This window comes from Nocardia seriolae NBRC 15557 (assembly GCF_007990715.1).
Taxonomy (GTDB): Bacteria; Actinomycetota; Actinomycetes; order Mycobacteriales; family Mycobacteriaceae; genus Nocardia; species Nocardia seriolae.
Map to the genome: position 1 here is coordinate 44,959 of NZ_BJWY01000014.1, position 23,608 is coordinate 68,566.

A 23,608-nucleotide genomic window follows, 5' to 3' on the forward strand; every position below is an offset into this window, starting at 1 on the left:
ACGCTGGATGAACGCTCGTGACACGGAGTTGAGCCAACCAACCAGGCGCCACGTGACCAGTTAGCCCGAACGACGAGATACCGGTGATAACGGGCCACACGGCGCGAAGACTTACGATCTCATGCCCGCGGGTGTGAGGCCGACAAGACAGCGCCCCCGCGACGGCCGCGTCACTCCTCAGAGGAGCGCGCCCGGGGGCCCCGAGGAGATTTCGTGGCCGATCAAGAGCCGCTGGAAGCATCGCAGAGCAATGGCGAAGGGGAGGGCGCTTCGACCACCCCGGCTGCCGAACAGTTGCCGGAACGGATCCGAGTGCACGCACTGGCGAAGCTGCTGGGCACCACCAGCAAACGTATTCTGGCCCACCTGACCGAGATGGGCGCGCAGGCGAGAAGCCCGCAATCCAGCCTGGACCGCGCCGTCGCCGAGACCGTCCGCGACGCCTTCGGCCCCCGTGATATCGATGCGCCCGATCCCATCGCGGTTCCCGAACCCGCCGAGGAGCCGGTCGCTCCCGGGCCCATCGCCGAGTCCACCGTCGACGCGGCCATCGCCGCGCAGGACGATCGGGCCGCCGACGAGATCGCCGCCGAGGAAGTGGAAGCCGCGGAGGCGGCCGTCGCCGCCCCGGCCAGGCAGACCAGCCTGTTCGCGAGCCCGTTCCAGAGCGAGCCGCAGGTCGACGAGCCGGTCCAGTACCAGCCGTCCGCCGCGGTGGCCGCGCCGCTGTTCCAGGCGCCGGACGCCGCGGCCGCCGAGGAGGCCCGCCGCGCGCGCCGCGCCGAGCGCAAGGCCCGCACCGAAGAACGGGTCGCCGCCGAAAAGGATGTCGAGACCAAGGCCGTCACTGCCAAGGCCGTCGCCGAGGAGCCCGTCGCCGAGGACGCCGAGGACGAGGGCGAATGGGACGGCGAGCAGCGCGGCCGTGACGAGGCCGACCGCGAGGGCACCTCGCGCCGTCGTCGTCGTGGTCGCCGCGGTCGCGGCCGGGGTCGCGGAGAACAGCACGGCGACAATGACACCGACGATCTCGACGGTGACGAGGCCGAGGCCGACGAGACCGCCGAAGCCGCCGATATCGACGCCGCCGAGGATGAGGACGAGGGCGCGGCCGTGCCCGAGGGCTCGAGCAGCCGTCGCCGTCGCCGTCGTCGCCGCCGCAAGGGCGGGGAGGACAACGAGCCCGAGGCCTCGGACGACGATCCGCCCAACACCGTCGTGCATGAGCGGGAGCCGCGCAGCAAGCGCCGTGCCGCCGCCAAGGATGTCGACGAGGTGCAGGGCATCAGCGGTTCGACCCGCCTGGAGGCCAAGCGTCAGCGCCGCCGCGACGGTCGCGAGGCCGGGCGCCGCCGCCCGCCCATCCTGACCGAGTCGGAGTTCCTGGCCCGCCGCGAAGCGGTGGACCGGGTGATGGTGGTGCGCGAGAAGCACTTCGCGGAGCACCCCACCTCCACCACCCAGGTCGCGGTGCTCGAGGACAACATCCTGGTCGAGCACTTCGTGACCTCCACGGGTTCGGCGTCCATGGTCGGCAATGTGTACCTGGGCAAGGTGCAGAACGTGCTGCCGTCGATGGAGGCGGCGTTCGTGGACATCGGCCGCGGCCGCAACGGCGTGCTGTACGCGGGCGAGGTGAACTGGGAGGCCGCCGGTCTGGGCGGCAAGGAGCGCAAGATCGAGCAGGCGCTCAAGCCCGGTGACACCGTGCTGGTGCAGGTCTCCAAGGATCCGGTGGGCCACAAGGGCGCCCGCCTGACCACGCAGATCAGCCTGGCCGGTCGCTTCCTGGTGTACGTGCCGGGCGGCACCTCCACCGGCATCTCCCGCAAGCTGCCCGACACCGAGCGCAAGCGGCTCAAGGAGATCCTGCGCGACATCGTGCCGCAGGACGCCGGTGTGATCATCCGCACCGCGTCGGAGGGCGTCTCCGAGCCCGAGCTGGCGCGCGATGTCGAACGGCTGCAAGCGACTTGGCGCACCATCGAGGAGCAGTCCAAGCAGGGCTCGGGCGCGCCCAAGACCCTGTACGAAGAGCCGGACCTGCTGGTCAAGGTGGTCCGCGACCTGTTCAACGAGGACTTCTCCAAGCTGGTCATCGAGGGCGAGCGCGCCTGGACCACGGTCGAGAACTACGTCCGCACGGTCGCCCCGGACATGCTGGCCCGGGTCGAGCGCTACGAGGGCAGCGGTGTCGACGTGTTCGGCTCGCTGCGCATCGACGAGCAGCTGGCCAAGGCCCTCGACCGCAAGGTGTGGCTGCCCTCGGGCGGCACCCTGGTGATCGACCGCACCGAGGCCATGACCGTCATCGACGTCAACACCGGCAAGTTCACCGGGTCGGGCGGGTCCAATCTCGAAGAGACCGTGACCCGCAACAACCTGGAGGCGGCCGAGGAGATCGTGCGCCAGATGCGGCTGCGCGATATCGGCGGCATGATCGTGGTCGACTTCATCGACATGGTCCTGGAGTCCAACCGGGACCTGGTGCTGCGCCGCCTCACCGAGGCGCTGGGCCGCGACCGCACCCGCCACCAGGTCTCCGAGGTCACCTCGCTGGGCCTGGTCCAGATGACCCGCAAGAAGCTGGGCACCGGCCTGGTCGAGGCGTTCTCCACCACCTGTGAGACCTGCCACGGCCGTGGCATTCTGGTGCACAACTATCCCGTCGAAGCGTCGGCTCCGGCCGGTGACACTGGCGAGGGCGTGGGTCGCCGCGAGGGGTCGCGCCGCCGCCGCAAGGACCGCAACGCGCCCGCCGCCGAGGCCCCGGCCGTCGAGCCGGTGGTCGAGGAGAAGGTCGAGAAGACGGACAAGCCTGAGGTCAAGGCCGAGCAGGCCGCAGCCAAGCGGGCCCACCCGGTCGCCATGGCCATGGCCGCGCACGCCGCCGAAGAGGCCGTGCACGCCGCGGACGAGGACGCCGTCACGGCCGCCGACGCCGCGAATGCGGTACCGGCCGAGGGTGATTCCGTGGCCGATGTCGCGGCTGCCGAGTCGGTCATCGTGCGCGCGGCCGAGAACGCCGCCGCCGAGGCCACCCTCGCCGAGCGCGCGGTGACCGAGGTCGAGGACGAGGTGGCGGCGAGCACCAACGGCACCGCGGTCGCACCGGTCGTGGACACCGTGGTGGTCGAGTCCGAGCCCGCGGCAATCGAATCGCCGATCGCCGAGGCGCACGCGGCCGAGGCCGCCGTGGCCGCCGCCGAGGCGCGCTCCGGCCGCCGCCCCACCCGTCGCCGGGTGGCCCGCACGGCCTCGGCCCCGGCCGCCGACAGCAAGGGCGCGGTGTTCGTGCTGTCCAGCACCGACCAGGCGGACAAGCCGGGCTTCAACCTCGAAGACCTGGCCCCGGCCGTGGTCCCGCCGCGGGCCCGCCCGCGCCGCCGGGCCGCGGGTCGCGCCGCCGGTGCGCCGGAGGGTGAGAACTAGCCCGTTCACACGAGACGACTGTGGCCCCGCCGGAATCCGGTGGGGCCACACGTTTTCGGGGGCTACTTCTTCTGGAAGCGCCCGGAAATGTAGGTGCTGACCACCACCATGACGGCGATGATCAGGGCGATGATGACGGCTGCGGTCGACCAGGCCATGACGATGTCCTCGGGGTTGGGCGGCCGCTGCGTTGGGTGTCCGGGCCGCTGCAATCACCGTATGTCGCCGCGGTGTGCGGATTCTCGTGCCGGAAGTCGCCGGGTCCGCGGTCGGAGGTCCTCGATTCGGTCGCGGGCGAGGGGCGGGCAACCCCGGTTTGGAGGGGGTGAGCCCGTCCTGTAGTCTTGACCAGTCGCTGCCCCCTGCGACGGCACTCTGTTGTGACTAGTGCTGTGAGTGGGCCCGGTTCGGTTCAACAGAGCCAAAGGCCCGAGGCGGCGGTGAAAACCACCAGACCAGTCTGCGGCGGTTTCCGATGCGAATCGGGCGACCAGCCGTGTGAGCAGAGTGCCGAGTACTTCGCGCACTCGAATACGAAAGAAGGGCAGCCGACCGATGGCAACGTACGCGATCGTCAAGACCGGCGGAAAGCAGTACAAGGTCGCGGTCGGTGACCTGGTGAAGGTCGAGAAGATCGAGGGTGAGCCGGGCACTTCGGTGTCGCTGTCGCCGGTGCTGGTCGTTGACGGCGCCGAGCTGACCACCGATGCTGACAAGCTGGCGAAGGTTTCCGTGTCCGCCGAGGTCGTCGAACAGACCAAGGGCCCGAAGATCCGCATCCACAAGTTCAAGAACAAGACCGGCTACCACAAGCGTCAGGGCCACCGTCAGAAGCTGACGGTCCTGAAGGTCACCGGCATCAAGTAATCCGACTTGGGGTTCGTCACCCCGGCACGAGGAGTTTGAGAAATGGCACATAAGAAGGGTGCATCCAGCTCGCGCAACGGTCGCGATTCGAATGCCCAGCGGCTCGGCGTGAAGCGCTTCGGCGGCCAGACCGTCAAGGCCGGCGCGATCCTGGTTCGCCAGCGCGGCACGCACTTCCACCCCGGCGTCAACGTCGGCCGTGGCGGCGACGACACGCTGTTCGCCCTCGAGGCGGGCGCGGTGCAGTTCGGCACCAAGCGTGGTCGCAAGACCATCAACATCGTGGTGCCGGAGCCGGTGAACGCCTGACCGGCGCACCGGAGTTCGCTCCACTAGCTTTCGAGCGGGTCAGGGTTGTGAATACCCTGGCCCGCTTTGCTGTTTTCAACACGAAGTCCCGAAACGTCAACGACTAGTCCTGAAGGAGGATGATCACCGATATGTCCAAATTCATCGACCGTGTCGTATTGCACGTGCGTGCGGGCAAGGGTGGGCACGGGTGTGCCTCGGTGCGGCGTGAGAAGTTCATGCCCCTGGGCGGACCCGACGGCGGTAACGGCGGCAATGGCGGGGATGTGATCCTCGAGGTCGACCCGAACGTCCACACCCTGCTGGACTTCCACTTCCACCCGCACGCCAAGGGCGGCAACGGCAAGCCCGGCGAGGGCGGCAACCGCAATGGCAAGCAGGGCGAGGGGTTGCTGCTGAAGGTGCCGGACGGCACCGTCGTCATGAGCACCGACGGCGAGATTCTGGCCGACCTGATCGGCGTGGGCTCGACCTACGTGGCGGCCCAGGGCGGTCGCGGCGGGCTCGGCAATGCCGCGCTGGTGTCCAAGTCGCGCAAGGCCCCCGGCTTCGCGCTGATCGGCGTGGACGGCGAAGAGCGCGATCTGGTGCTCGAGCTGAAGTCGGTGGCCGATGTGGGCCTGGTGGGCTTCCCGTCGGCCGGTAAGTCCTCGCTGGTCTCGGTGCTCTCGGCGGCCAAGCCGAAGATCGCGGACTACCCGTTCACCACGCTGGTGCCCAATCTCGGTGTGGTGCAGTCGGGTGACACCACCTTCACCGTGGCCGACGTGCCCGGCCTGATCCCGGGCGCGAGCGAGGGCCGCGGCCTGGGCCTGGACTTCCTGCGGCACCTGGAGCGCTGCGCGGTGCTCGCCCACGTGGTTGACTGCGCCACCCTGGAGCCCGGCCGCGATCCGGTCTCGGATGTGGACGCGCTCGAGGCCGAGCTGGCCGCGTACCAGCCCGCCCTGGTCGGCGACGCCGGTCTGGGTGATCTGGCGGACCGCCCGCGCGTGGTCATTCTGAACAAGGCCGATGTTCCCGATGCCGACGAGCTGGCCGATTTCGTGCTGCCCGAGTTCGAGAAGCGCGGCTGGCCGGTGTTCAAGATCTCGGCGGTGAGCCGGGAAGGCTTGCGGCCCTTGACCTTCGCGCTCGCCAAGATGGTCGCCGAGTACCGCGAGGCGCATCCCAAGGCCGAGCCGAAGCGGCAGATCATCCGCCCGGTCGCCAAGGGCGACAGCGGTTTCCGGGTGCTGCCCGATCCCGAGGTGGAGGGCGGCTTCATCGTCGTCGGCGAGCGGCCCGAGCGCTGGGTGCACCAGACCCAGTTCGACAATGACGAGGCCGTGGGCTACCTGGCCGACCGCCTGGCCCGCCTCGGCGTCGAGGAGGAGCTGGTCAAGCTGGGTGCGGAGCCGGGTGCGTCGGTGACCATCGCGGACTACTGCTTCGATTGGGAGCCTTCGATTTCCGCGGGCGTGGAGACGCTGATGACCCGCCGCGGCGTGGACCCGCGCCTGGATCAGACCGAGCGCATCGGCGCGGCCGAGCGCAAGCACGCCTCGCGCGTGCGCCGCGGCCTGGTGACCGAGGACGACGAGTAGTACACGGTGCGACGGCATCTGAGTTGATCGGTGCGACGGCACAGTGGTGCCGCGGGCGAATTGAGGTGTGGTGCAAGTGAGTTCGGGTGGCACTCCGGTGACCGAGCTGAGCGCGGCGCGGCAGGCGATCGCCTCGGCGCGCAGCGTGGTGGTCAAGATCGGGTCCTCGGCGCTGACCAGTCTGGAGGGCGGCCTCGACACCGGGCGGCTGGACAAGCTGGCCGATGCGGTGGAGGGCCGCATGCGCGCGGGTTCCGATCTCGTGGTGGTGTCCTCGGGTGCCATCGGGGCGGGCATGGCTCCGCTCGGATTGTCCAAGCGACCGAAGGATCTCGCCACCAAGCAGGCCGCCGCCAGCGTCGGTCAGCTGGCCCTGGCGCACGCCTGGGGCACCTCCTTCGCACGCTACGACCGGGTGGTCGGGCAGGTGCTGCTCAGCGCCGGTGACTTCGGCCGCCGGGAGCCGCACCGCAATGCCCAGCGCACCCTGGACCGGTTGCGCTCGCTGCACGCCACCGCGGTGGTGAACGAGAACGACACCGTCGCAACCGAAGAGATCCGGTTCGGCGACAATGACCGGCTGGCGGCGCTGGTCGCGCATCTGGTCGGCGCGGACGCGCTGATCCTGCTGTCGGATGTCGACGGCCTCTACGACGGCGATCCGCGCAAGGGCGCCGCCAACTTCATTCCCGAGGTGCGTTCCAGCGCCGATCTGGACGGTGTCATCGCCGGGTCCGGGGGTGCGCTGGGGACCGGCGGCATGGCCTCCAAGCTGTCGGCCGCCCGGCTGGCCGCGGATGCCGGGGTGCCGGTGCTGCTGGCCGCGGCTTCCGATGCGGCGGCGGCGCTTTCGGGCGCGACCGTCGGCACCGCCTTCGCCGCCCGCCCGGTGCGGCTGTCGGCGCGCAAGTTCTGGGTTCGCCATGCCGCCGACGCGCGCGGCGCGGTGCACCTGGACGCGGGCGCGGTGGCCGCGGTGGCCGAGCGCAGGCATTCGCTGCTGGCCGCGGGCATCACCGCGGTGGCCGGGCACTTCTACGGCGGCGATGTCATCGACCTGATCGGTCCGGACGGCCGGATCGCGGCCCGCGGCGTGGTCGCCTACGACAGCGACGAGCTGGAAACCATGAAGGGCCGCTCCACCTCCGACCTCCCGGACAGCATGCAGCGCCCGGTCGTGCACGCCGACGATCTGGTCAAGGTGTAACCCTCGGCCATCGCGGGTTACGGCTGAATTGCGTTGGGGGAGAGGGCGAGTAACGAGCGCGGACCGGTCGGTCGGTCCCCTCGGTCAGGGGCAGTCGGAGGGCGGGGGAAGGGCAGTGGGCGGGACGGCCCGAGCGGTCATTCTGGAAGAGCACCCGGTGCCGCATCGAGATGTGCCCTTCGCCGATAGCGGTTGCCTGGATCCGGCGCGGTCCGCCCTTGCCGCGCCGGGCTCGCGGTCCGGTGACCGCCCGCGGCTCCGGGTGCGCCCGCGCCGCCCTGGAGGTAGGTATGTACGTACCCCAACCTGATAACAACCAGTGCTGGCGGGCGAGCGGTCGCGCTCTGCCCGGTTCGAAGTCTGTTTCCAATTCAAACGCCGTGTCCAGTTCAAACGCCGTATCGAATTCAACCGACGAGAGTTTCCAGGAGAATCGTCCGCTGCTGCCCGATTGGCACGAACTGCTGGCCGCCTTCTGCGGTCACATCGGCGACCAGCCCGACGACCACGCGGTCACCCGCTGGGCCCGGGCGCTGGCCGAGCTGCACCTGCAGCGCCGCGAGCGCCCCGGCGACGCGGGCGGAATCGATGAGCTACGTGCCGAACTGGTTCGCTTCATCGATGAGTGGGTGGCGAGCCGGGCGCTGCGGAGGGGTGCAGCGCGGGCCGAATCCCTCGGGGTCGTGGTGGATGCCATGGCCGCGGCGCATGTGCGCGCCGTGCATCTGCTGAGAACGGCCGAGAAGGTATCGGACGAACAAGTACACGCCGCCTGGTTCCTGTTGGCGCAGATGGCGGACGGCTGGACCGATCGGGCCGCAGGGGTTGTCGGCCCGAGGATCCGCCGCTCCGCCTGAGATCCACTGCGCGACAGCCGGATCAGGCGGCGGCGAGCCCGTGGCGGGCGTGTGGGTTGCGCCGCGCACGCCCCGCCCGGGCATCACCGTGCAGGTTCGGCCGTCACCAGGCCGGATGGGCCTCGAGCACGGAGTACGGTGCGGCGGTGGGCACCACCCGGGCGAGGGTGAAACCGCTGCGGGAGAGCAGGTTTCCGAATTCGGTCAGGGTGCGTTCACGGCCGCCGCGGGTATTGATTAGCATCTCCAGGTCGATGACCTTGCCCGGGTGGGACCGATGGTGATCCGGCATGACCGTGTCGATGATCAGCAGGCGCGCTTCGGATTCCATGGCGGTGCGGACGGTGCGCAGGATGCGCTCGGCGTCCTCGTCGCCCCAGTCGTGGACGATGTGTTTGAGCAGGTAGGCGTCACCGCCCTTGGGGACGGTGTCGAAGAAGCTGCCGCCCTCGAAGGTGAGGCGGCCGGTGAGGCCGGGGCCGAGGAGCTCTTCGAGCAGGCCCTCGATGACACGCGGCAGATCGAACACGGTGCCGCGCATGGACGGATGGCGCCGCAGCACGTCGACGAGCAGGCTGCCGCGGCCGCCGCCGACATCGACGATCGAGCCGAAGTGCCCGAAATCGTAGGCGGCCTGCAGGGGTTCGGTGGCCAGCGAGGTGACGCTGGTCATGGCCCGGTCGAAGACCGCACCGATCTCCGGATGCTGTTCGGCGTAGTCGAAGAACTCCATGCCCCGCAGCTCGGGCCACAGCGACCGGCCCTGGCGCACCGAGTCGGTGAGGTGAGTCCAGGACTGGCGATGCAGGTCGGATCCCAAGAGCAGGAACAGATCCCGCAGCGAGACCGCGGCATCGGAGCGCAGGCCCCGGGAGATCCCGGTCAGCCGGTAGCTGCCGTCACGGCGCTGCGCGAAGACCCCGGCACTGATCAGCAGCCGCATCAGCCGACGCAGCGCGGCCTCGTCGGCGCCGACGGCACGCGCGAGTTCACCCGGCTGCTTGGGTCCGGAGGCCAGCGCGTCGGCGATGCCGAGTTCGGCCGCCGCGCAGGCGGCCTGGGTCAGATACCCGGCGGTCGAGAGTTCCAGCAGGGCGATGTGACCGGGCACCAACCGCCGGTGCAGGGCGGCCAGGCCGTCGCGGAACCACGCCAGTGCGCGCAGAAGGGGCAGCGGCGGGGCCTTGGGTGCTGCGGACGCCATCATGAACTCCCCGGGATCGTACGGCGACTGCGGGATTCGTCTGAGCGTACGCGCCGCGCCCCTGGTGGGCAGTGGTTTCCGCGACGGCCGGGCAACCTCGCGCCCGGCCGGATCGGGCCGAGCCGAAAGTGGGATCAGGCCGGAGCGAAAGCCCCGGCGTTCTCGCGGGCCCACTGCTCGAAGGTGCGGGCGGGGATGCCGAGCAGGGTCTCGGCGGTGTCGGCGGGCGTCTCGGGCTCCTCGGTGGTGCGGGCCCAGACGGTCAGCAGGGCATCGACGATGTAGGGCGGCATGGTGCGCGACAGCTGGGTCCGGCCCTCGTCCCGGGTGATGGGGACGATCGGGATCTCCCGGCCGACGGCCGCGGACAGGGCCGCGATCTGCGCGCGGAAACTGATCGGCTCGGGACCGGTGAGCGAGACCGTGCGACCGCGCAATTCGTCCCCGGTCAGGGCGGCGACCGCGATATCGGCGATGTCCAGCGGGTGGATCATGGCCAGGGCGGCGTCCGGGTAGGGGTGTTCGATGGGCCGCCCGGCCGCGATGGCCTCGATCCAGCCGAAGGCATTGCTGTCGAAGCCGCCGGGCCGCAGCGTCGTGGTGGTGAGACCCGCGGCGGCGAGCGACTTTTCGACGGCCAGGTGGCTCGCGCCGATGGGATTGGACGCGGCGTCGGGCGAGTCGACCGCCGAGGAGGACAGCAGCACAACGTGTTCCACGCCATTGTCTGCGGCGGGCCGCAGAGAAGGCTTCGGCGAGAACTGGATCGGCGTAGAGGAAGACCTGCCGCATGTCTTTCAGCGCGGCGGAAAGGGTTTCGGGATCATCGCCGAGCGCGACGGCCTCGATCCCGGCCGGCAGGTCGAGCGCGGACGGGTCCTTGCTGGCGGCTCGGACCGGAAAGCCCCTGGCGTGCAGGCTTTCCAGGACGGCGCGGCCGATCTGGCCGCGGGCGCCGGTGACGAGGATGGTCATGGGTGCTCCGATCGAGCGAAAATCTGTGCATACGGACGAATGCAGTCCCAGCTCGACGGCCGCCGCGCGGTGCTCGAATTGAGCCCGCAGGGACTGGAATTCATGCGCGGCTTCCGCGAACAGCAGCGCGCGGCCTATGAGTACATCACCGCGGAATGGTCCGAAGCGGACCGTCTCGCCTTCGCCCGCCTCATGCTTCGCTACGTCGACGCCATCGACAATCTGAAGAACCGGCGGCCCGCCCCCGAATCCTGAGCTGTCTCACGGCGCGCCCTGCCCCCACCAGGGCAGTTTGGCGTCGGGGTCGTAGGTGGTCCCGTAGTCGATGGCCGCCGGTTCGCGATCGGTTTCCTCGATGAACTCGGTGGGCTCGGGCGGCAGCTTGCGCCAGCGCGCCCGGGGGTCCGGTTCTGCTTTTTCCTTGTCGTTCATGGTGATCCCTCCCGCATTCGACGGCACCGGGGTCAGGACGGGGTGGCCAGCGCGAAGGGCAGGACCGCGTCGGCCCCGGCCGCGCGCAGGGTGCGGGCCGCCATGGTGAAGGACCAGCCGGTGTCGGTGAGGGCGTCGACCAGCAGGATCGGGCCGTCGACCGAGCCGAGATCCGGTGTCGCCCAGGCATTGTTCAGGGCCGCGACGCGGTGGGCCGAATTCGCGGCCGAGACCGGCGGGAGATCGGGGCGCAGGTGCAGGACGCCGAGATCCTCCAGGCGGCCGACCTGGGCCAGGCGGGCGGCGAGGGAACGGGTCAGGATCGGGCGGCTGCCGGAGTCCAGGGCCAGCACCGCGGTGGGGCGGCGGGCCCAGTCCCACTCGCGCAATACCGTTGTGCAGAAACGGAATACGTCGTCGGGGATCGGGGCGTCGGGGCCGTCGAGCAGCGGGCGCAGCCGTTGACCCCAGCCGAGGTCGCTCAGGCGGCCCAGTACACGGCCGGTCTCCGGGCCGTCGGAGATCTTGCCGGACAGTGAGATTCCGAGTTTCGCCAGGCCGGTGGGCCACTGTTTGCGGGGTGCCAGGTCGATGCCGGGGCGGTCCAGGCGGGTGCGGATCTCGGCGAGGGCGGCGGCGTCGACGGTGGTGTCCTGGCGGGTGCCGGTGCAGTTGTCGCAGCGGCCGCAGTGGGTGCCCAGGGCCAGGCCGGGATCGTCGAGTTGACTGCGCAGGAACGTCATTCGGCAGCCGTCGGTGGATTCGTAGTCGATCATGGCCTGCTGCTCGGTCTCGCGGGCGACGGCCAGCCGCTCGTAACGTTCGGTGTCGTAGGCCCAGGGCTGACCGGTGCCGAGCCAGCCGCCGCGCACCCGGCGCACCGCGCCGTCCACGTCCAGCACCTTGAGCACCATCTCCAGGCGGGAGCGGTTGAGCTCGACCAGCGGTTCCAGCGCCGCCGTGGACAGGGGACGGTCCGTGTCGAGGGCGGCGAGTACCGAGCGCACCACGTGTTCGCGCGGAAAGGCCACCGACGCGAAGTAACTCCAGATCTGACGGTCCTCGCGGCCGGGCAGCAGCACCACCTCGGCGCGCTCGGTGCCGCGGCCCGCGCGGCCCACCTGCTGGTAGTAGGAGATGGGGGAGGAGGGCGCGCCCAGGTGCACCACGAAGCCGAGATCGGGCTTGTCGAAACCCATCCCGAGCGCCGAGGTGGCGATGAGCGCCTTCACCTCGTTGTTCAGCAGGGCGGCCTCGAGGTGTTCGCGTTCGGTCGGGTCGGTCTGCCCGGTGTAGGCGGCGACGGTGTGGCCGTGGGAATTCAGCACATCGGCCAGATCGTGCGCGGCGGCCACCGTCAGCGTGTAGACGATGCCGGCGCCGGGCAGTTCGTGCAGCCGCTTGCTCAGCCAGGCCGTGCGCTCGACGGCGTCCGCGATGCGCACCACCGACAGGTGCAGCGATTCCCGATCCAGGCTGCCCCGCAGCACCAGTGTGTCCGTGCCGATCTGGGTCGCCACATCGGTGACCACGCGGTCATTGGCGGTGGCCGTGGTGGCCAGCACCGGTACGTCCGAGCCGAGATCGGCGATGAGCGTGCGGATCCGGCGGTAGTCCGGCCGGAAATCGTGCCCCCAATCCGATACGCAGTGCGCCTCGTCGATCACCACCAGCCCCGCGTCGGCGGCCAGTTTCGGCAGCACCGAATCCCGGAAGTCCGGATTGTTCAACCGCTCCGGACTCACCAGGAGCACGTCCACGTCGCCTGCCGCCACCCGGGCGTGAATCTCGTCCCACTCGGTGACATTCCCCGAATTGATGGTCGCCGCAACGACTCCCGCCCGCTCGGCGGCCGCCACCTGGTTCCGCATCAGCGCCAGTAGTGGCGACACGATCACCGTCGGCCCCCGCCCCTGCGCGCGCAGCAGCTTGGCCGAGATGAAGTACACCGCCGACTTACCCCATCCGGTCCGCTGTACCACCAGCGCCCGCCGCCGCCCCACCACCAGCGCCTCGATCGCGACCCACTGATCCTCCCGCAGCCGTGCCGCGGGTCCGGCCAGCTCCCGCAACAGCGCTTCGGCGTCCCCGCGCAGTCCGCCCCTCGGAGGCGCGGCCGCCGACGTCGCACTCTGCCGGTCGGTGGGCGCGGTGTCGGATGCGGTGTCGGATGCGGGCGCGGTGTCGGGGTCGGTCGAGGTCACGCGCTCCATCGTGCCCCACCGCCCCGACATCCAGGGGTCACCGCCCTGATCCGCGCCAACTTCGCACCCCTGCGGTCGCGGCAGATCGGACGAGGTCGGGGCGAATCCCCCGGTCAGCGGCGGGGAATTGCGCTCCTGCGGCGACCGTTGGGGCGCATCCTCGGCTGGCCGGATTCCGCACCCGAATGGCCGGACTCCGCACCCCTGGGGCGGGTGGAAGCCCCGGCTCCGACCGGATCAGCGGGCGGCCGCCAGGTGGGCCGCCACCAGGGTGTCGACCAAATGGGCGAGGGGGAGCCAGGGGAAGCTGGGGCGGTCCTGGCGGAGGGTGATGAGTCCGTGCATGCCCGCCCAGAGGCATTGGGCGGTCGCCTCTGGGTCGGGGGATCCGGCGGCGGTGGCGGTGTCGGCGAGCAGGGTCATGGTCGGGAGGCCGGGGAGTTGGCCGGCGGTGGGCTCCCAGCCGGGGGTTCCGGCGGTGCCGAAGAGGACGCGGTAGTGGCCGGGGTGGGTGACGCCGTAGTCGACGAAGGCGTGGCAGAGGGCCGAAAGGCGGGCCGCGCCATCGGTTTCGGGGATGGGGGCCAGCGCGGCGAGCAGGGCGTCGCGGAGTTCGCCGAAGCGCAGGGTGTAGACGGCGGTCAGGAGTTCGCGTTTGTCGGCGAAGTGCAGGTAGACGCTCTGTGGGGCGACTCCGGCGGCGCGGGCGACGGCGCGCAGGGACGGGGCGTCCTGTGCGTCGAGGTCTTCGAGCAGTCGGCTGGCGGCGGCGACGAGTTCGTCGCGCAGCAGCGCCCCTTGGCCGCGGCGGTTGCGGTTGCGGGCGGTGGTGGGTCGGTCCGGCACATTGACAGACTAACAAGACAGGCGTCTACTTACTGCTGATTTAAGTAGACGCCTGTCTTGTTAGGAAAACGCCATGCTCACGGTGACCCGCGTCGTCCATGCCAGCGCCCTCCTCGATTTCGGGGGAGCCCGAATCCTCACCGACCCGTGGCTGTCGGAGACCCGCTTCTATCGGCAGGGTGAGCCGCGCGCCTTCGCCACCGCGGCCGATCTGCCCGAGCTGTCCGGAATCGTGATCAGCCACGGCCACTACGACCACTGCGATCTCGCCGCCCTCGTCGGATATCCCGACAAGTCGGTACCGTTTGCGGTGGAGCCGGGCCTGGCGAAGCAGGTTCGCGCCGCCGGATTCTCGAATGTGGTCGAACTCGCGCCCTGGCAGTCCACCCGCCTGGGCCCGGTCGAGGTGACCGCGGCCCCGGCCAGCCACGGCGTCCCGGAGGTGACCTTCGTGCTGCGCGCCGACGGCCACACCGTCTTCTTCGGCGCGGACACCCTGCGCATTGCCGAGCTCGACGAAATCGCCCGGCGTTTCCCGGATCTGGAGCTGGCGCTGCTCCCGGTCAACGGCCTGCGCATCCGCCCGGCGCTGAACAAGCAGGTGGTCATGGATGCCGTCGAGGCCGCCGACCTCGCCCGCGCCCTGCGCCCGCGGGTGGCCGTGCCGATCCACTACGCCTTCTCCAGCGGCCCGCTCGGCGACCGCCTCATGACCAAGGGCGACCGCGCCGGAGCCGACCACTTCCGCGCCGCCGCAGCCGATCTCGCACCCGACACAACCGTGCAAATCCTCCCAACCGGACACGAATTCGCCCTGTGAAGCACCGCTGAACAGCGCCTTGATTGCGGACCGGTCAAGATCGCGCGGAATCCCGGGCCCGGACGGACAATAGGGTTCCGGGCACGAAGGGCGTCCGGGGGTGCGCAGGGAGACGCAATGCCGGAGAAGTTTCCGTCGCCCGCGGGGTGGACTCCGCCCGGGGCCGAATTTCGCAGCAGTGGCGGTGTTTCGCGGACGGTGACCGGCGCGCTGGTGGGGTTGATCCTGACCCCGATCGGCATCGCGCTGGCGGCCCGTGGCGCCGCCGGGACCAGGCAGTGGACCATTCTCGGGGATTTCGCCGACCGGGTCGGCTCGACCTTCGAGATCCTGCTCGCCGCGGCCGTATTCCTACTCGTGGCGGCGCTGGCCGCCTACTCGCCGGCGGGCGTCATCAGCGCCGGTCTGGTGTGGGGCGTATTGCCCGGGATCATCCATTTCATCTTCCCGGACGACACCTTCCGCCTGATCGGCGATCTGCCCCTCTCCGACGACATGCACATCGCGCTGTTCCAGTGGCTGCAAACTGGATTCCCGCTCATTGTTGGCATCCTGCTGGTGGGCGCGGGTGCAGCGGCGACCTTCCGCCGCCGCTGACCCGTCTCACCCCTTGACGCACAGCACCTGCCGCAGCGTGGCGACAATATCGACCAGGTCGGACTGCGCCGCGATGACCTGATCGATGTCCTTGTACGCCGCCGGGATCTCATCGATCACCCCGGCGTCCTTCCGGGACTCCACCCCCTCGGTCTGCGCCACCAGATCCGCCACCGTGAACTGCCGCTTGGCCGCATTCCGGCTCATCCGCCGCCCCGCCCCGTGCGACGCCGACTGGAACGAGGCCGGATTCCCCTTACCCCGAACCACATACGACCGCGTACCCATCGACCCGGGAATCAGCGCGAGATCCCCCGCTCCCGCCCGCACCGCACCCTTGCGGGTGACCAGCATGGGCATCCCGTCGATGATCTCCTCCGCCACATAGTTGTGGTGGCAGGAGATCGGCTCGTCGAAACGCACTGTCAGCCCGTCGAATTCGTCGCGCACCGCCTTGCAGACGAGTGCCAGCATGACGGCACGGTTGCGCGCCGCGTACTCCTGCGCCCAGGTCAGGTCACGCCGGTAGGCATCCATTTCCGGTGTGCCGGAAAGGAATACCGCCAGATCACGGTCCGGCAGGTCGACATTGTGCGGCAGGGTGCGAGCCACGGCCATGTGCCGCTCGGCGAGTTCCTTGCCGATATTGCGGCTTCCGGAGTGCAGCAGGATCCAGACGCGCTGCTCGGTATCGATGCAGAGTTCCTGGAAGTGGTTGCCCGATCCGAGCGTTCCCATCTGCTTGTGCGCCTTGGACTCGCGGGAATGGACCGCAGGATCCAGAGCATCGAACGCCTTCCAGAAGCGCTCCCATCCAGCACGCATGGTGGTGCCTGCCGCGTGCTGGCCGAAAACCTCTGCGTTCAATCGATTCACGTTGACCGGGTCGTCATGCGCCCGGAATCCGACCGGTAGGGCCGCCTCGATACGTGACCGCAGCGAGTGCAGATTATCGGGCAGATCCGCCGCGGTCAGCGACGTCAGCACCGCCTCCATCCCGCACCCGATATCCACCCCGACCGCCGCGGGTGCGACCGCGTCCTTCATGGCGATGACCGATCCGACCGTCGCCCCCTTGCCCAGGTGCACGTCCGGCATGACTCGCACGCCGTACACCCACTCCAGTTGCGCGATATTGCGCAGCTGTGCCAACGCGGCCGGTTCGACCTCGTGCTCGTGGGCCCACATGAGCGTCTGCGCCCGAGTGCCGCGCAGCTCGACGGGAAACATCTTCTTGTCCTTCCTCTTGACTGCCGTCGAGGGTAGGTGCGTCGCCCGTCCCGCCGCACCGCATTATTCGGCCGTCAGGGTTCGACGAAGTCGGCGGCGAGGCCGCAGAGTTTCCAGGAGCCGTTGCGGCGGACCATGGTTCCGGTGTAATCGATGTCCTTGAAGTAGCCGCGGTATTTCTCGGGGACGTTTGTGAAGGTTTCGTGGAATGCGAAGGTTGCGGAGTTCGGGTCGGTTTGGGTGACTCCGGTGACGGTATTCGTGTAGCCCGCGTTCTTCACTTCGGTGCCGAGATTTTTGTCGAATTGCGGGGTGTATTGGAAAACGATTTCATCGATGGCGTCGGCGGTTTCGGGGCAGACCAGAGAGCGGAAGCCTTCCCAGTCGCGGGCATTGGAGGTGGCGGCGACGGCCTTGGCGGCATTGACCAATTCGGGGTCGAGGGTGGTGGGATCGCCGGGTTCGACCACTTTGTCGGGGGCATTGAAAACCACCGGCGCGGGCAGCGGCTTGTAGCCGCTCGCCGTGAGATTGCCCTCCATGGCGCGCCGCCAGCTGCCGTCCTCGATCATCAGGCGGACGGCCGAGGTGACGCGGCCCTGTAGATCCAGGTCCCCCTTGTGGACTCCGACCCCGTAGCGCTCGCGGGTGAAACGGTGCCCGACCACGCGCAGCACGCCGGGATGCTCGTGGGCGTAGCCGGCCAGGATGACATCGTCGGTGGTGACGGCGTCGATGGTGCCCGCGATCAGATCGGCGACGCACTGCGCGTAGGTATCCCGAGTGCTGAGCTTGACATTGTGGGCGAAGCTGCGCCGGATCTTGTCCGCGGAGGTGGAGCCCTCGGCGGTGCACACGGTGCGCCCGTCCAGGTCCTCGGGGGTCTCGATGGCGCGCTCGCCCTGCCGCACCAGCAGGTCCTGCCCGGACATCAGATACGGCCCCGCGAAGGAGACCAGTTGCTGGCGGGCGGCCGTGATCGAGTAGGAAGCGACGACGAAATCGACTGCGCCGGAGTTCAACAGGTCCTCGCGCTGTTCGGAGCGGGCCTCGCGCCAGGTGATGTGCTCGGGTGTGACGCCGAGTTTCCCGGCGATGTAGACGGCGGTGTCCACGTCGAAGCCGCGGGGTTTGCCGTCGAGTCCCTTGACCGACAGTCCGGGCTGGTCGAATTTGATGCCGACGGTCAGCGTGCGCGCCGGCGGCTGTAGCGGCGCGGCGTCCGGTTTCGGGGTGCTGCAACCGGCTGCAACGGTCAGACCAGCCATTACTGCGACGGCACGGATCGCGCGCTTCATCGAATCTGATCTCCTGTCGTCAACTCATGTGGATGAAACACGAAGAACAGCCCCGGGCTGACGTGCCTGAGAGGGCAATCGATCAGCACATGGTGCATCAAATCACCCGAGTTGCAAAAACGTGCGGACATTGCGGAACTATGCGGGCGATTCGCCCGCGTTTCAGTTCCTTCCGCAATATTTCAGCGATTATTGCCGTGAGTTTGCGATCGGCGTGCGCGGAGTCCGTCGGCGATCACCGCGAAGGTGCGCTCGCGCAGGCCGGGGTCCGCTCCGGCCTCGTGCACGGCGAGAAAGATGCCCTTGATGATGGTCAGCAGGTCGTCCACGCTGATCTCCGGTCGCACCGCCCCGGCTTCCTGGGCGCGTGAAAGCAGCGTCGCGAGTGCCGCTTTGAGGTCGTGCGACACCGTGCGCGGGTGCTCCCCGCCCCGGCCGCGCAGGGCGTCGGCGAGGTCGCGCTTCACGCCGCCCTGCATGACCAGCAGCTCGAGGAACTCGAAGAACACCGTTCCGGGGTCCTCGGCCGCGGTCAGCTCCCGGGCGTGCGCGGTGATCTTCTCGACCTGGTCCAGGATGGCCGCTTCGAAAAGCGCCTCCTTGGTGGGGAAGTGGCGGTAGACGGTGCCCGCCCCGACGCCCGCCCGTCGCGCGATCTCGTCCAGGGGCACCGAAATGCCTTCGGCGGCAAAGGCTTCCTGGGCGGCGGCCAGTACCCGCTCGCGATTGCGGCGGGCATCGGCGCGCAGGGGTCGATCCGTCACGTCCGACAGCCTACCCACCCGTTGACAAGCGGGGCGTGCGCCCCGCATGCTAACCGGGTCCAACGTTCCGTTTTTTGGAGGCAGTCGTGTCCACTTCCCTCGAAACCCCTCGTGACCTTGTCGAACGGCTTTTTCTGGGTCTGCCCTCGCGCGATGCCGACCGCTTCGCCGCACTGCTCGCCCCGGATGTCGCCTTCGAGATCCCCTTCCCGATTCCGGGCGAGCCGACCCGGATCGAGGGCCGCGAACAGGTCCGGGCGTACCTGGCCGCGCGCTGGTCCGGCATGTCCGGCGTGCAGGTGCACGACATCCGCCCGGCCATTCACCAGACCGTCGATCCGGAGGTGCTCGTGGTCGAGAACGATGTCGAGGTCACCCGGCCGAATGGCGAGCGCGGCTGGTTTCGCAGCTCCGTCAATGTGATTCGCGTGCAGAACGGCCTGGTCACGCTCTTCCGCGACTATATGGACACGGGCCGGATCATGGCGATGCGGCAGTCGATGCGGGACTGAGCCTGTGACCCTGATTACTCGCCGGGTCGTCGACTAACACTTAGTGCGTTAACTATTATCGCCCTAACCAAGACGAACCGGGAGGCTGGGCGATGGAGTTGGGCGATGACCCGCTGCGGCTGGATCGGCAGGTGTGTTTCGCACTGGCCGTGGCCAATCGGGCGGTGCTGGCCGTGTATCGGCCACTGCTCGAACCCATGGGGCTGACGCATCCGCAGTATCTGGTGATGCTGGCGCTGTGGGGGGAGGCGCCGATGTCGGTGAAGGACATCGGGGAGGCTATTCAGCTCGATTCGCCCACGCTGTCCCCGCTGCTCAAGCGGCTCGAGGCGGCCGGGCTCATCACTCGGCGGCGCGACAGTCACAACGAACGCAATCTGGTCGTGGATCTGACCGACGCCGGGCGCGAACTGCGCAAGGAGGCCGAGAAGATCCCGCCCGCGGTGGTCGCGCGGCTGGGTGTGAGCCTGGCCGATCTCGAGGAGTTGCGCGAGGTGCTGGAGCGGGTCAATGCGGCGGCGCGCCGGTCGGTCTTGGCGGATACCGAGCAGGGATCGACGAAGGGAAACCGGAAATGAAGCGCCCCAACCCCATTCAGTGGCTCGGTTACTCGTGCGGGCGGGTGCTGCCCGATGAATTGCAGGAGTGGGTGCGCAACGATCTCACCGGCCCGTGGGCGGTGCCGCGTCACATCGTGCGCCAATTGGTGCCGCTGGTACCGATTTTCGCGATGGCGTTCCTGTTGCCGGGCGAGCTGTGGCTGAAGCTGGCGGTCATCCTGCTGGGTCTGCTGCTGGCGCTGTTCTACATCGTGGCCTATATGCCGATGAACCGAGAGCATCGGCTCCTGAAGCACGGTTTCCCAGCGGATTTGGAGAATCCGGCCCGGGCGGCGCGGCGAGCGGCCGAACGCGCGGCCTACGAGGCCCAGTACCCGCACTGAGCCCGAATCGCGGAAGCCGCTGCTACTGAACGTTTCTGGTGCAGGCGCTGGTGACCACGTGCGCGGCGACCGGCTGGGCGCTGCCCAGGTCCGGGAACGGGGGAGCGCTCTGGCCCAGCTCGCTGATCGCGTTCTGCTGGGCCTCGTCGAGGCTGGCCCCCACCGCCCAGCCCCAGGCGCCGTCCGCGCCCTGGGCGACCGCGCCGCAGCCGTCGGTGAAGCGCAGCACGATCTCGCAGTCGTAGCTGGCGCAGTCGCGGATGGCGGCGGCGTCGGCGGTGACCTTGTTGGTGTCGACCCCGGCGACGGCGGCATTGCGCAGCCGGGAGACGGCCAGTGAGCCGTAGCCGCCGGGAGCCGCGTCCGCGGTCGCGGCCAGCCCGGCCGAGAGAGTCATGGCCGCCGTGAGGGCGGCGGTGCCTGTCACGATGCGTGCAACCGACAAGAGAATTCCTGACGTTTCAGAAAAGGCGAACGCAGGTGATGCTAATCGGTCGCACTGTGAACCCGCGGCGAATTTCAGACGACGGGGGTCCGGGCCAACGCGCGGCGTAGCGCGGTGAACGCGGCGGTATTGGCGCGCTGGGTTTCTCGCAGGTGCCAGGCCATGGACATGAAGCCGTGGACGGTGCCGTGCCAGCGGTGGATCTCGGTCTCGATCCCGGCGGCGCGCAGCCGCCGCCCGTAGGCCTCGCCCTCGTCGCGCAGGGGGTCGAATTCGGCGGTGGCGATGTGGGCGGGTGGCAGTCCGGTCAGGTCGGCGATGGTGGGGTTGGCGTAGGGGTCGGACTTCTCGGCGTCGGAGTTCAGGTATTGCCGCCAGTACCAACGCAAGTGGGCCGCGGTGGTGAAGTAGCCCTCGGCATTGTCGGTGTAGGACGGGCTGTCGCAGTTCGGGTCCAGCATGGGGTACATGAGCAGCTGGAAGGCGATGTCGGGTCCGCCGTTGTCGCGGGCGGCCAGGGCCGCGACGGTGGCCAGATTGCCCCCGGCGCTGTCCCCGGCCACGGCGAGCCGGTCGGGATCCCCGCCCAGGGATTCGGCGTGGTCGGCGACCCAGCGCAGCACGGCGTAGGCATCGTCGGCCGCGGCGGGGAAGCGGGCATCGGGGGCGCGGCGGTAGTCGACCGAGATCACGATGACTCCGGCCGCATCGGCCATGGTGCGGCAGAACCGGTCGTGGGAATCCAAGCCGCACAGGACGAATCCGCCACCGTGGTAGAAGACCACCACGCCCGGGGCGCGTTCGGCCTCGAGGGGGCGGTACAGCCGCACTGGCACGCCGGGGGCGTGATCCGGACCCGGTACCAGCCATTCTTCCACTCCCGCAACGGGAATCGGTTCGACGGCGGGTGTGGGGCGGGCGGCGAGGAAAGCCCGTGCTTCGGCGGCGTCGAGCACCTCGGTGCCCAGCGCCGGGAACGCCGCGGTGGCGGCGTCGACGAAGGTCTGCCATTCGGGGGACAGGGTCATTGCGGGCCTTCCTGGATTATGCCGTCCGGCTACATGTTTCGCGGGATGAACTTGCCCGCGGCCAGGCCGCCGTCGACGGTGACCTCCGCGCCGGTGATGTAGACCGAGGCGTCCGACGCCAGGAAGGCGACCAGTTCGGCGACCTCCTCGGGCAGGCCGGTGCGCTCCAGCGGCAGGGTCGGGAAGCTGCCCGGGCCGGTGGTGAGATAGGGGACCATCGGGGTGGCGATGGGGCCGGGATGCACGGAGTTGACCCGGATCTGCGCCGGGCCCAGCTCCAGGGCGGCGATCTTGGACAGGCCGCGCAGGCCCCACTTGGAGGAGCCGTAGGCGGAGTGGTTCATCAGGCCCTCGAGCCCGGCCTGGGAGGAGATGTTCACGATGGAGCCGCCCCCGGCCGCGGTCATGGCGGGCAGCACGGCCTTGATGCCGCGGAACGCGCCGACCAGGTTCACCTTCAGAATCCGTTCCAGCTCATCGGGTCCGGTCTCGGTGATCGGCTTCATGACGTAGATGGCGGCATTGTTCACCAGCACGTCCAGCTTGCCGAAGGTGTCCACGGCGACCGCGACGGCGGCCTCCCAGCTGTCGGCGTCGGTGACGTCGTGGCGCACGAAAACCGCTGCCTCGCCGAGCGAGTCGGCCAGTTCCTTGCCCTCGGCCTCGAGCACGTCGGTGATGACCACCTTGGCGCCGCGCTCGACGAACAGGCGCGCCTCGGCCGCGCCCTGGCCGCGGGCGGCACCGGTGATCAGGGCGACTTTGCCGGTCAGATCAGCCATTTCGACTTCTTTCTACTTTTCGCGACGGTGTTAGCGTTTACGGAAGTGTGGGATGACCTTCTCCCCCCACTGACGGATGGTTTCCAGGCAGGCGGCCTGGGGCATGGTGCCCATCTGGATGAGGCACAGGATCTCGTCGGCCCCCGCCTCTTGCAGGCGTTCGACATACGCGATGGCGTCGTCGGCATTGCCGTAGGCGTGCTCGGTATTGAAGATGGCGGTGGACCCGGACTTCACCGGAATCCTGGCCTCGTGCAGGTAGGCGACGTGCTCGTCGGCGACCTCGCGCATCCTGGCGATCTCGTCGACATTCGGGTCCACGGCCTCGTCGGGGACCGGGCCCGCGCCGTAGTAGTACTTGATGGACTGCGCGAAGAACCGCTGCCCGCGCGCACCGATCTGCCGGGCCTGCTCCCGGTCGTCGAGCACGATGGTCGGGCACAGAGCCGCGAAATGATCGTTGACGACCGTGGATACGAAGCGCTCGCCGGTGCGGGCCGCGATGGCGGCGTCGTAGATGCCGCGCAGTTCGGCGATCTCCTCGATGCCCGCGAAACCCAGTACCAGCGCGCCGATTCCGTAGTCGGCGGCCAGCTTCAGGGTGTCCTTCTTGGTGCACGCCATGAACAGCGGCGGGTGCGGGCGCTGCACCGGGCGCGGCAGCAGGTGGTGCGGGTCGATATCCAAAAGCTCTCCGTGATAGGAGAATTCGCCTTCGGGATCCTGCCAGGCGGCGGCGATCATGCGCAGCGATTCTTCGACTTCCTGATACGTGCGGTCGGGATCGACTCCGCACATGGAGGTTTCGACGGCGGTCGCGCCGCGGCCCGCGCCCAGGTTCAGGCGGCCGCCGGAGAGCACGTCGAGCATGGCGGCACGTTCGGCGGTGCGGACCGGGTGATTGAAGCCGAAGGGCATGCACACCACGCCGTGCCCGATGCGCACTCGCGTGGTCTTGGCGGCCACCCAGGTCAGGAAGATCTCCGGCGCGCTCATGTGGGCGTACCACTTGAGCCCGTGATGCTCGACGGCCCACACGGCGTCGAAGCCCAGCGCGTCGGCGAGCACCGCCTGTTCGACGCAGTCGCGCAGCACCTGGGCCTCGTGCGCGGCGGTCGGGTCGGTCATCTGCGCTTCGAAGATCATCGAGAACTTCATCCGAGACTCCTTGCCGCCGCGCCCGCGCGCCCGTCCGGGCGCTTATGCCTAACCGGAATACTTCTGCACCCATAGCCTCTGGTCATCGGGCTGTCTCAGTGGCCGGGACCAC

The 23,608-nt window shown here is 69.2% G+C and carries 24 protein-coding genes and 1 pseudogene; 12 read left to right on the forward strand and 13 right to left on the reverse strand.

The features are described from left to right. Positions 1 to 213 precede the first annotated feature (213 nt). From NS2_RS06915 to NS2_RS06940, 6 genes are all read left to right on the forward strand, one after another. Positions 214 to 3,432 (forward strand): translation initiation factor IF-2 N-terminal domain-containing protein, encoded by a 3,219-nt coding sequence (locus NS2_RS06915; RefSeq protein ID WP_033086533.1) that lies wholly within the window; start codon positions 214 to 216, stop codon positions 3,430 to 3,432. A gap of 555 nt (positions 3,433 to 3,987) precedes the next feature. Continuing rightward, positions 3,988 to 4,299 (forward strand): 50S ribosomal protein L21, encoded by a 312-nt coding sequence (rplU, locus tag NS2_RS06920; RefSeq protein WP_036547931.1) that lies wholly within the window; start codon positions 3,988 to 3,990, stop codon positions 4,297 to 4,299. 42 nt (positions 4,300 to 4,341) lie between these two features. Then, entirely contained in the window at positions 4,342 to 4,608 is a 267-nt protein-coding gene (gene rpmA, locus NS2_RS06925; protein ID WP_033086531.1) for a 50S ribosomal protein L27, read from the forward strand. 131 nt (positions 4,609 to 4,739) lie between these two features. Further along, positions 4,740 to 6,194, forward strand: a complete 1,455-nt coding sequence (gene obgE / locus NS2_RS06930) for a GTPase ObgE (RefSeq protein ID WP_036547938.1) — start codon at positions 4,740 to 4,742, stop codon at positions 6,192 to 6,194. Positions 6,195 to 6,300: 106 nt separating this feature from the next. Further along, on the forward strand, positions 6,301 to 7,401 hold the full coding sequence (gene proB, locus NS2_RS06935) for a glutamate 5-kinase (protein WP_033086564.1): 1,101 nt from the start codon (positions 6,301 to 6,303) through the stop codon (positions 7,399 to 7,401). A 380-nt stretch (positions 7,402 to 7,781) separates the two neighbouring features. After that, complete coding sequence (locus NS2_RS06940) at positions 7,782 to 8,258, forward strand: DUF4254 domain-containing protein (RefSeq protein WP_228102664.1); 477 nt, start codon at positions 7,782 to 7,784, stop codon at positions 8,256 to 8,258. Positions 8,259 to 8,361: 103 nt separating this feature from the next. On the opposite strand, the gene NS2_RS37205 is transcribed toward NS2_RS06940, so the two are convergent. The 3 genes and pseudogenes from NS2_RS37205 to NS2_RS38365 all read right to left on the reverse strand — a co-directional run. Beyond that, on the reverse strand, positions 8,362 to 9,462 hold the full coding sequence (locus NS2_RS37205) for a methyltransferase (RefSeq protein WP_033086562.1): 1,101 nt from the start codon (positions 9,460 to 9,462) through the stop codon (positions 8,362 to 8,364). A 134-nt stretch (positions 9,463 to 9,596) separates the two neighbouring features. Beyond that, a complete protein-coding gene (locus tag NS2_RS37210) occupies positions 9,597 to 10,181 on the reverse strand; it encodes a Rossmann-fold NAD(P)-binding domain-containing protein (RefSeq protein ID WP_197707856.1) in 585 nt (194 codons plus the stop codon). Positions 10,182 to 10,290: 109 nt separating this feature from the next. After that, a pseudogene (locus tag NS2_RS38365) lies at positions 10,291 to 10,437 on the reverse strand (NAD-dependent epimerase/dehydratase family protein); the annotation flags it as partial. Positions 10,438 to 10,476: 39 nt separating this feature from the next. Between NS2_RS38365 and NS2_RS38370 the strand changes: the two are divergent. Then, positions 10,477 to 10,692, forward strand: coding sequence for a winged helix DNA-binding protein (locus NS2_RS38370; RefSeq protein WP_052086109.1), 216 nt, complete (start codon positions 10,477 to 10,479; stop codon positions 10,690 to 10,692). 6 nt (positions 10,693 to 10,698) lie between these two features. Here the strand turns inward: NS2_RS38370 and NS2_RS35855 are convergent, their stop codons facing one another. The 3 genes from NS2_RS35855 to NS2_RS06965 form a co-directional block, all read right to left on the reverse strand. Then, a complete protein-coding gene (locus NS2_RS35855) occupies positions 10,699 to 10,869 on the reverse strand; it encodes a hypothetical protein (RefSeq protein WP_155239892.1) in 171 nt (56 codons plus the stop codon). Positions 10,870 to 10,901: 32 nt separating this feature from the next. Continuing rightward, the gene (locus NS2_RS06960; RefSeq protein ID WP_082062560.1) at positions 10,902 to 13,082 is read right to left on the reverse strand and encodes a RecQ family ATP-dependent DNA helicase; all 2,181 of its coding nucleotides are present in this window, start codon (positions 13,080 to 13,082) and stop codon (positions 10,902 to 10,904) included. Positions 13,083 to 13,310: 228 nt separating this feature from the next. After that, positions 13,311 to 13,919, reverse strand: coding sequence for a TetR/AcrR family transcriptional regulator (locus tag NS2_RS06965; RefSeq protein ID WP_033086529.1), 609 nt, complete (start codon positions 13,917 to 13,919; stop codon positions 13,311 to 13,313). Between the two features lie 73 nt (positions 13,920 to 13,992). Between NS2_RS06965 and NS2_RS06970 the strand changes: the two genes are divergently transcribed. Together NS2_RS06970 and NS2_RS06975 are read left to right on the forward strand one after the other, a co-directional pair. Next, entirely contained in the window at positions 13,993 to 14,739 is a 747-nt protein-coding gene (locus NS2_RS06970) for an MBL fold metallo-hydrolase (protein WP_033086528.1), read from the forward strand. A 117-nt stretch (positions 14,740 to 14,856) separates the two neighbouring features. Beyond that, entirely contained in the window at positions 14,857 to 15,336 is a 480-nt protein-coding gene (locus NS2_RS06975) for a hypothetical protein (RefSeq protein WP_033086527.1), read from the forward strand. A gap of 6 nt (positions 15,337 to 15,342) precedes the next feature. On the opposite strand, the gene NS2_RS06980 is transcribed toward NS2_RS06975, so the two are convergent. From NS2_RS06980 to NS2_RS06990, 3 genes are all read right to left on the reverse strand, one after another. Continuing rightward, positions 15,343 to 16,566, reverse strand: a complete 1,224-nt coding sequence (locus NS2_RS06980) for an RtcB family protein (protein WP_033086526.1) — start codon at positions 16,564 to 16,566, stop codon at positions 15,343 to 15,345. A gap of 74 nt (positions 16,567 to 16,640) precedes the next feature. Continuing rightward, positions 16,641 to 17,864, reverse strand: a complete 1,224-nt coding sequence (locus NS2_RS06985) for a glutamate ABC transporter substrate-binding protein (protein ID WP_081985727.1) — start codon at positions 17,862 to 17,864, stop codon at positions 16,641 to 16,643. 182 nt (positions 17,865 to 18,046) lie between these two features. Then, a complete protein-coding gene (locus tag NS2_RS06990) occupies positions 18,047 to 18,628 on the reverse strand; it encodes a TetR/AcrR family transcriptional regulator (RefSeq protein WP_228102665.1) in 582 nt (193 codons plus the stop codon). An 86-nt stretch (positions 18,629 to 18,714) separates the two neighbouring features. On the opposite strand from NS2_RS06990, the gene NS2_RS06995 reads away from it, so the two are divergent. The 3 genes from NS2_RS06995 to NS2_RS07005 all read left to right on the forward strand — a co-directional run bounded on the left by NS2_RS06995 (position 18,715) and on the right by NS2_RS07005 (position 20,083). Continuing rightward, positions 18,715 to 19,140 (forward strand): nuclear transport factor 2 family protein, encoded by a 426-nt coding sequence (locus tag NS2_RS06995; protein ID WP_052086104.1) that lies wholly within the window; start codon positions 18,715 to 18,717, stop codon positions 19,138 to 19,140. Between the two features lie 92 nt (positions 19,141 to 19,232). Beyond that, the gene (locus NS2_RS07000; protein ID WP_033086523.1) at positions 19,233 to 19,718 is read left to right on the forward strand and encodes a MarR family winged helix-turn-helix transcriptional regulator; all 486 of its coding nucleotides are present in this window, start codon (positions 19,233 to 19,235) and stop codon (positions 19,716 to 19,718) included. Continuing rightward, positions 19,715 to 20,083: a DUF5313 family protein gene (locus NS2_RS07005; protein WP_033086522.1), complete on the forward strand. Its 369-nt coding sequence runs from the start codon at positions 19,715 to 19,717 to the stop codon at positions 20,081 to 20,083. Before NS2_RS07000 ends, NS2_RS07005 begins: the two co-directional genes overlap by 4 nt. 22 nt (positions 20,084 to 20,105) lie before the next feature. Here the strand turns inward: NS2_RS07005 and NS2_RS07010 are convergent, their stop codons facing one another. From NS2_RS07010 to NS2_RS07025, 4 genes are all read right to left on the reverse strand, one after another. After that, positions 20,106 to 20,528, reverse strand: a complete 423-nt coding sequence (locus tag NS2_RS07010; RefSeq protein ID WP_033086521.1) for a DUF4189 domain-containing protein — start codon at positions 20,526 to 20,528, stop codon at positions 20,106 to 20,108. 74 nt (positions 20,529 to 20,602) lie between these two features. Further along, a complete protein-coding gene (gene lipP1, locus NS2_RS07015; protein ID WP_045436635.1) occupies positions 20,603 to 21,556 on the reverse strand; it encodes a LipP1 family hormone-sensitive lipase in 954 nt (317 codons plus the stop codon). Positions 21,557 to 21,585: 29 nt separating this feature from the next. Continuing rightward, entirely contained in the window at positions 21,586 to 22,338 is a 753-nt protein-coding gene (locus NS2_RS07020; RefSeq protein ID WP_033086520.1) for an SDR family NAD(P)-dependent oxidoreductase, read from the reverse strand. Positions 22,339 to 22,368: 30 nt separating this feature from the next. Further along, a complete protein-coding gene (locus NS2_RS07025; protein ID WP_033086519.1) occupies positions 22,369 to 23,496 on the reverse strand; it encodes an LLM class flavin-dependent oxidoreductase in 1,128 nt (375 codons plus the stop codon). Between the last annotated feature and the right edge of the window lie 112 nt (positions 23,497 to 23,608).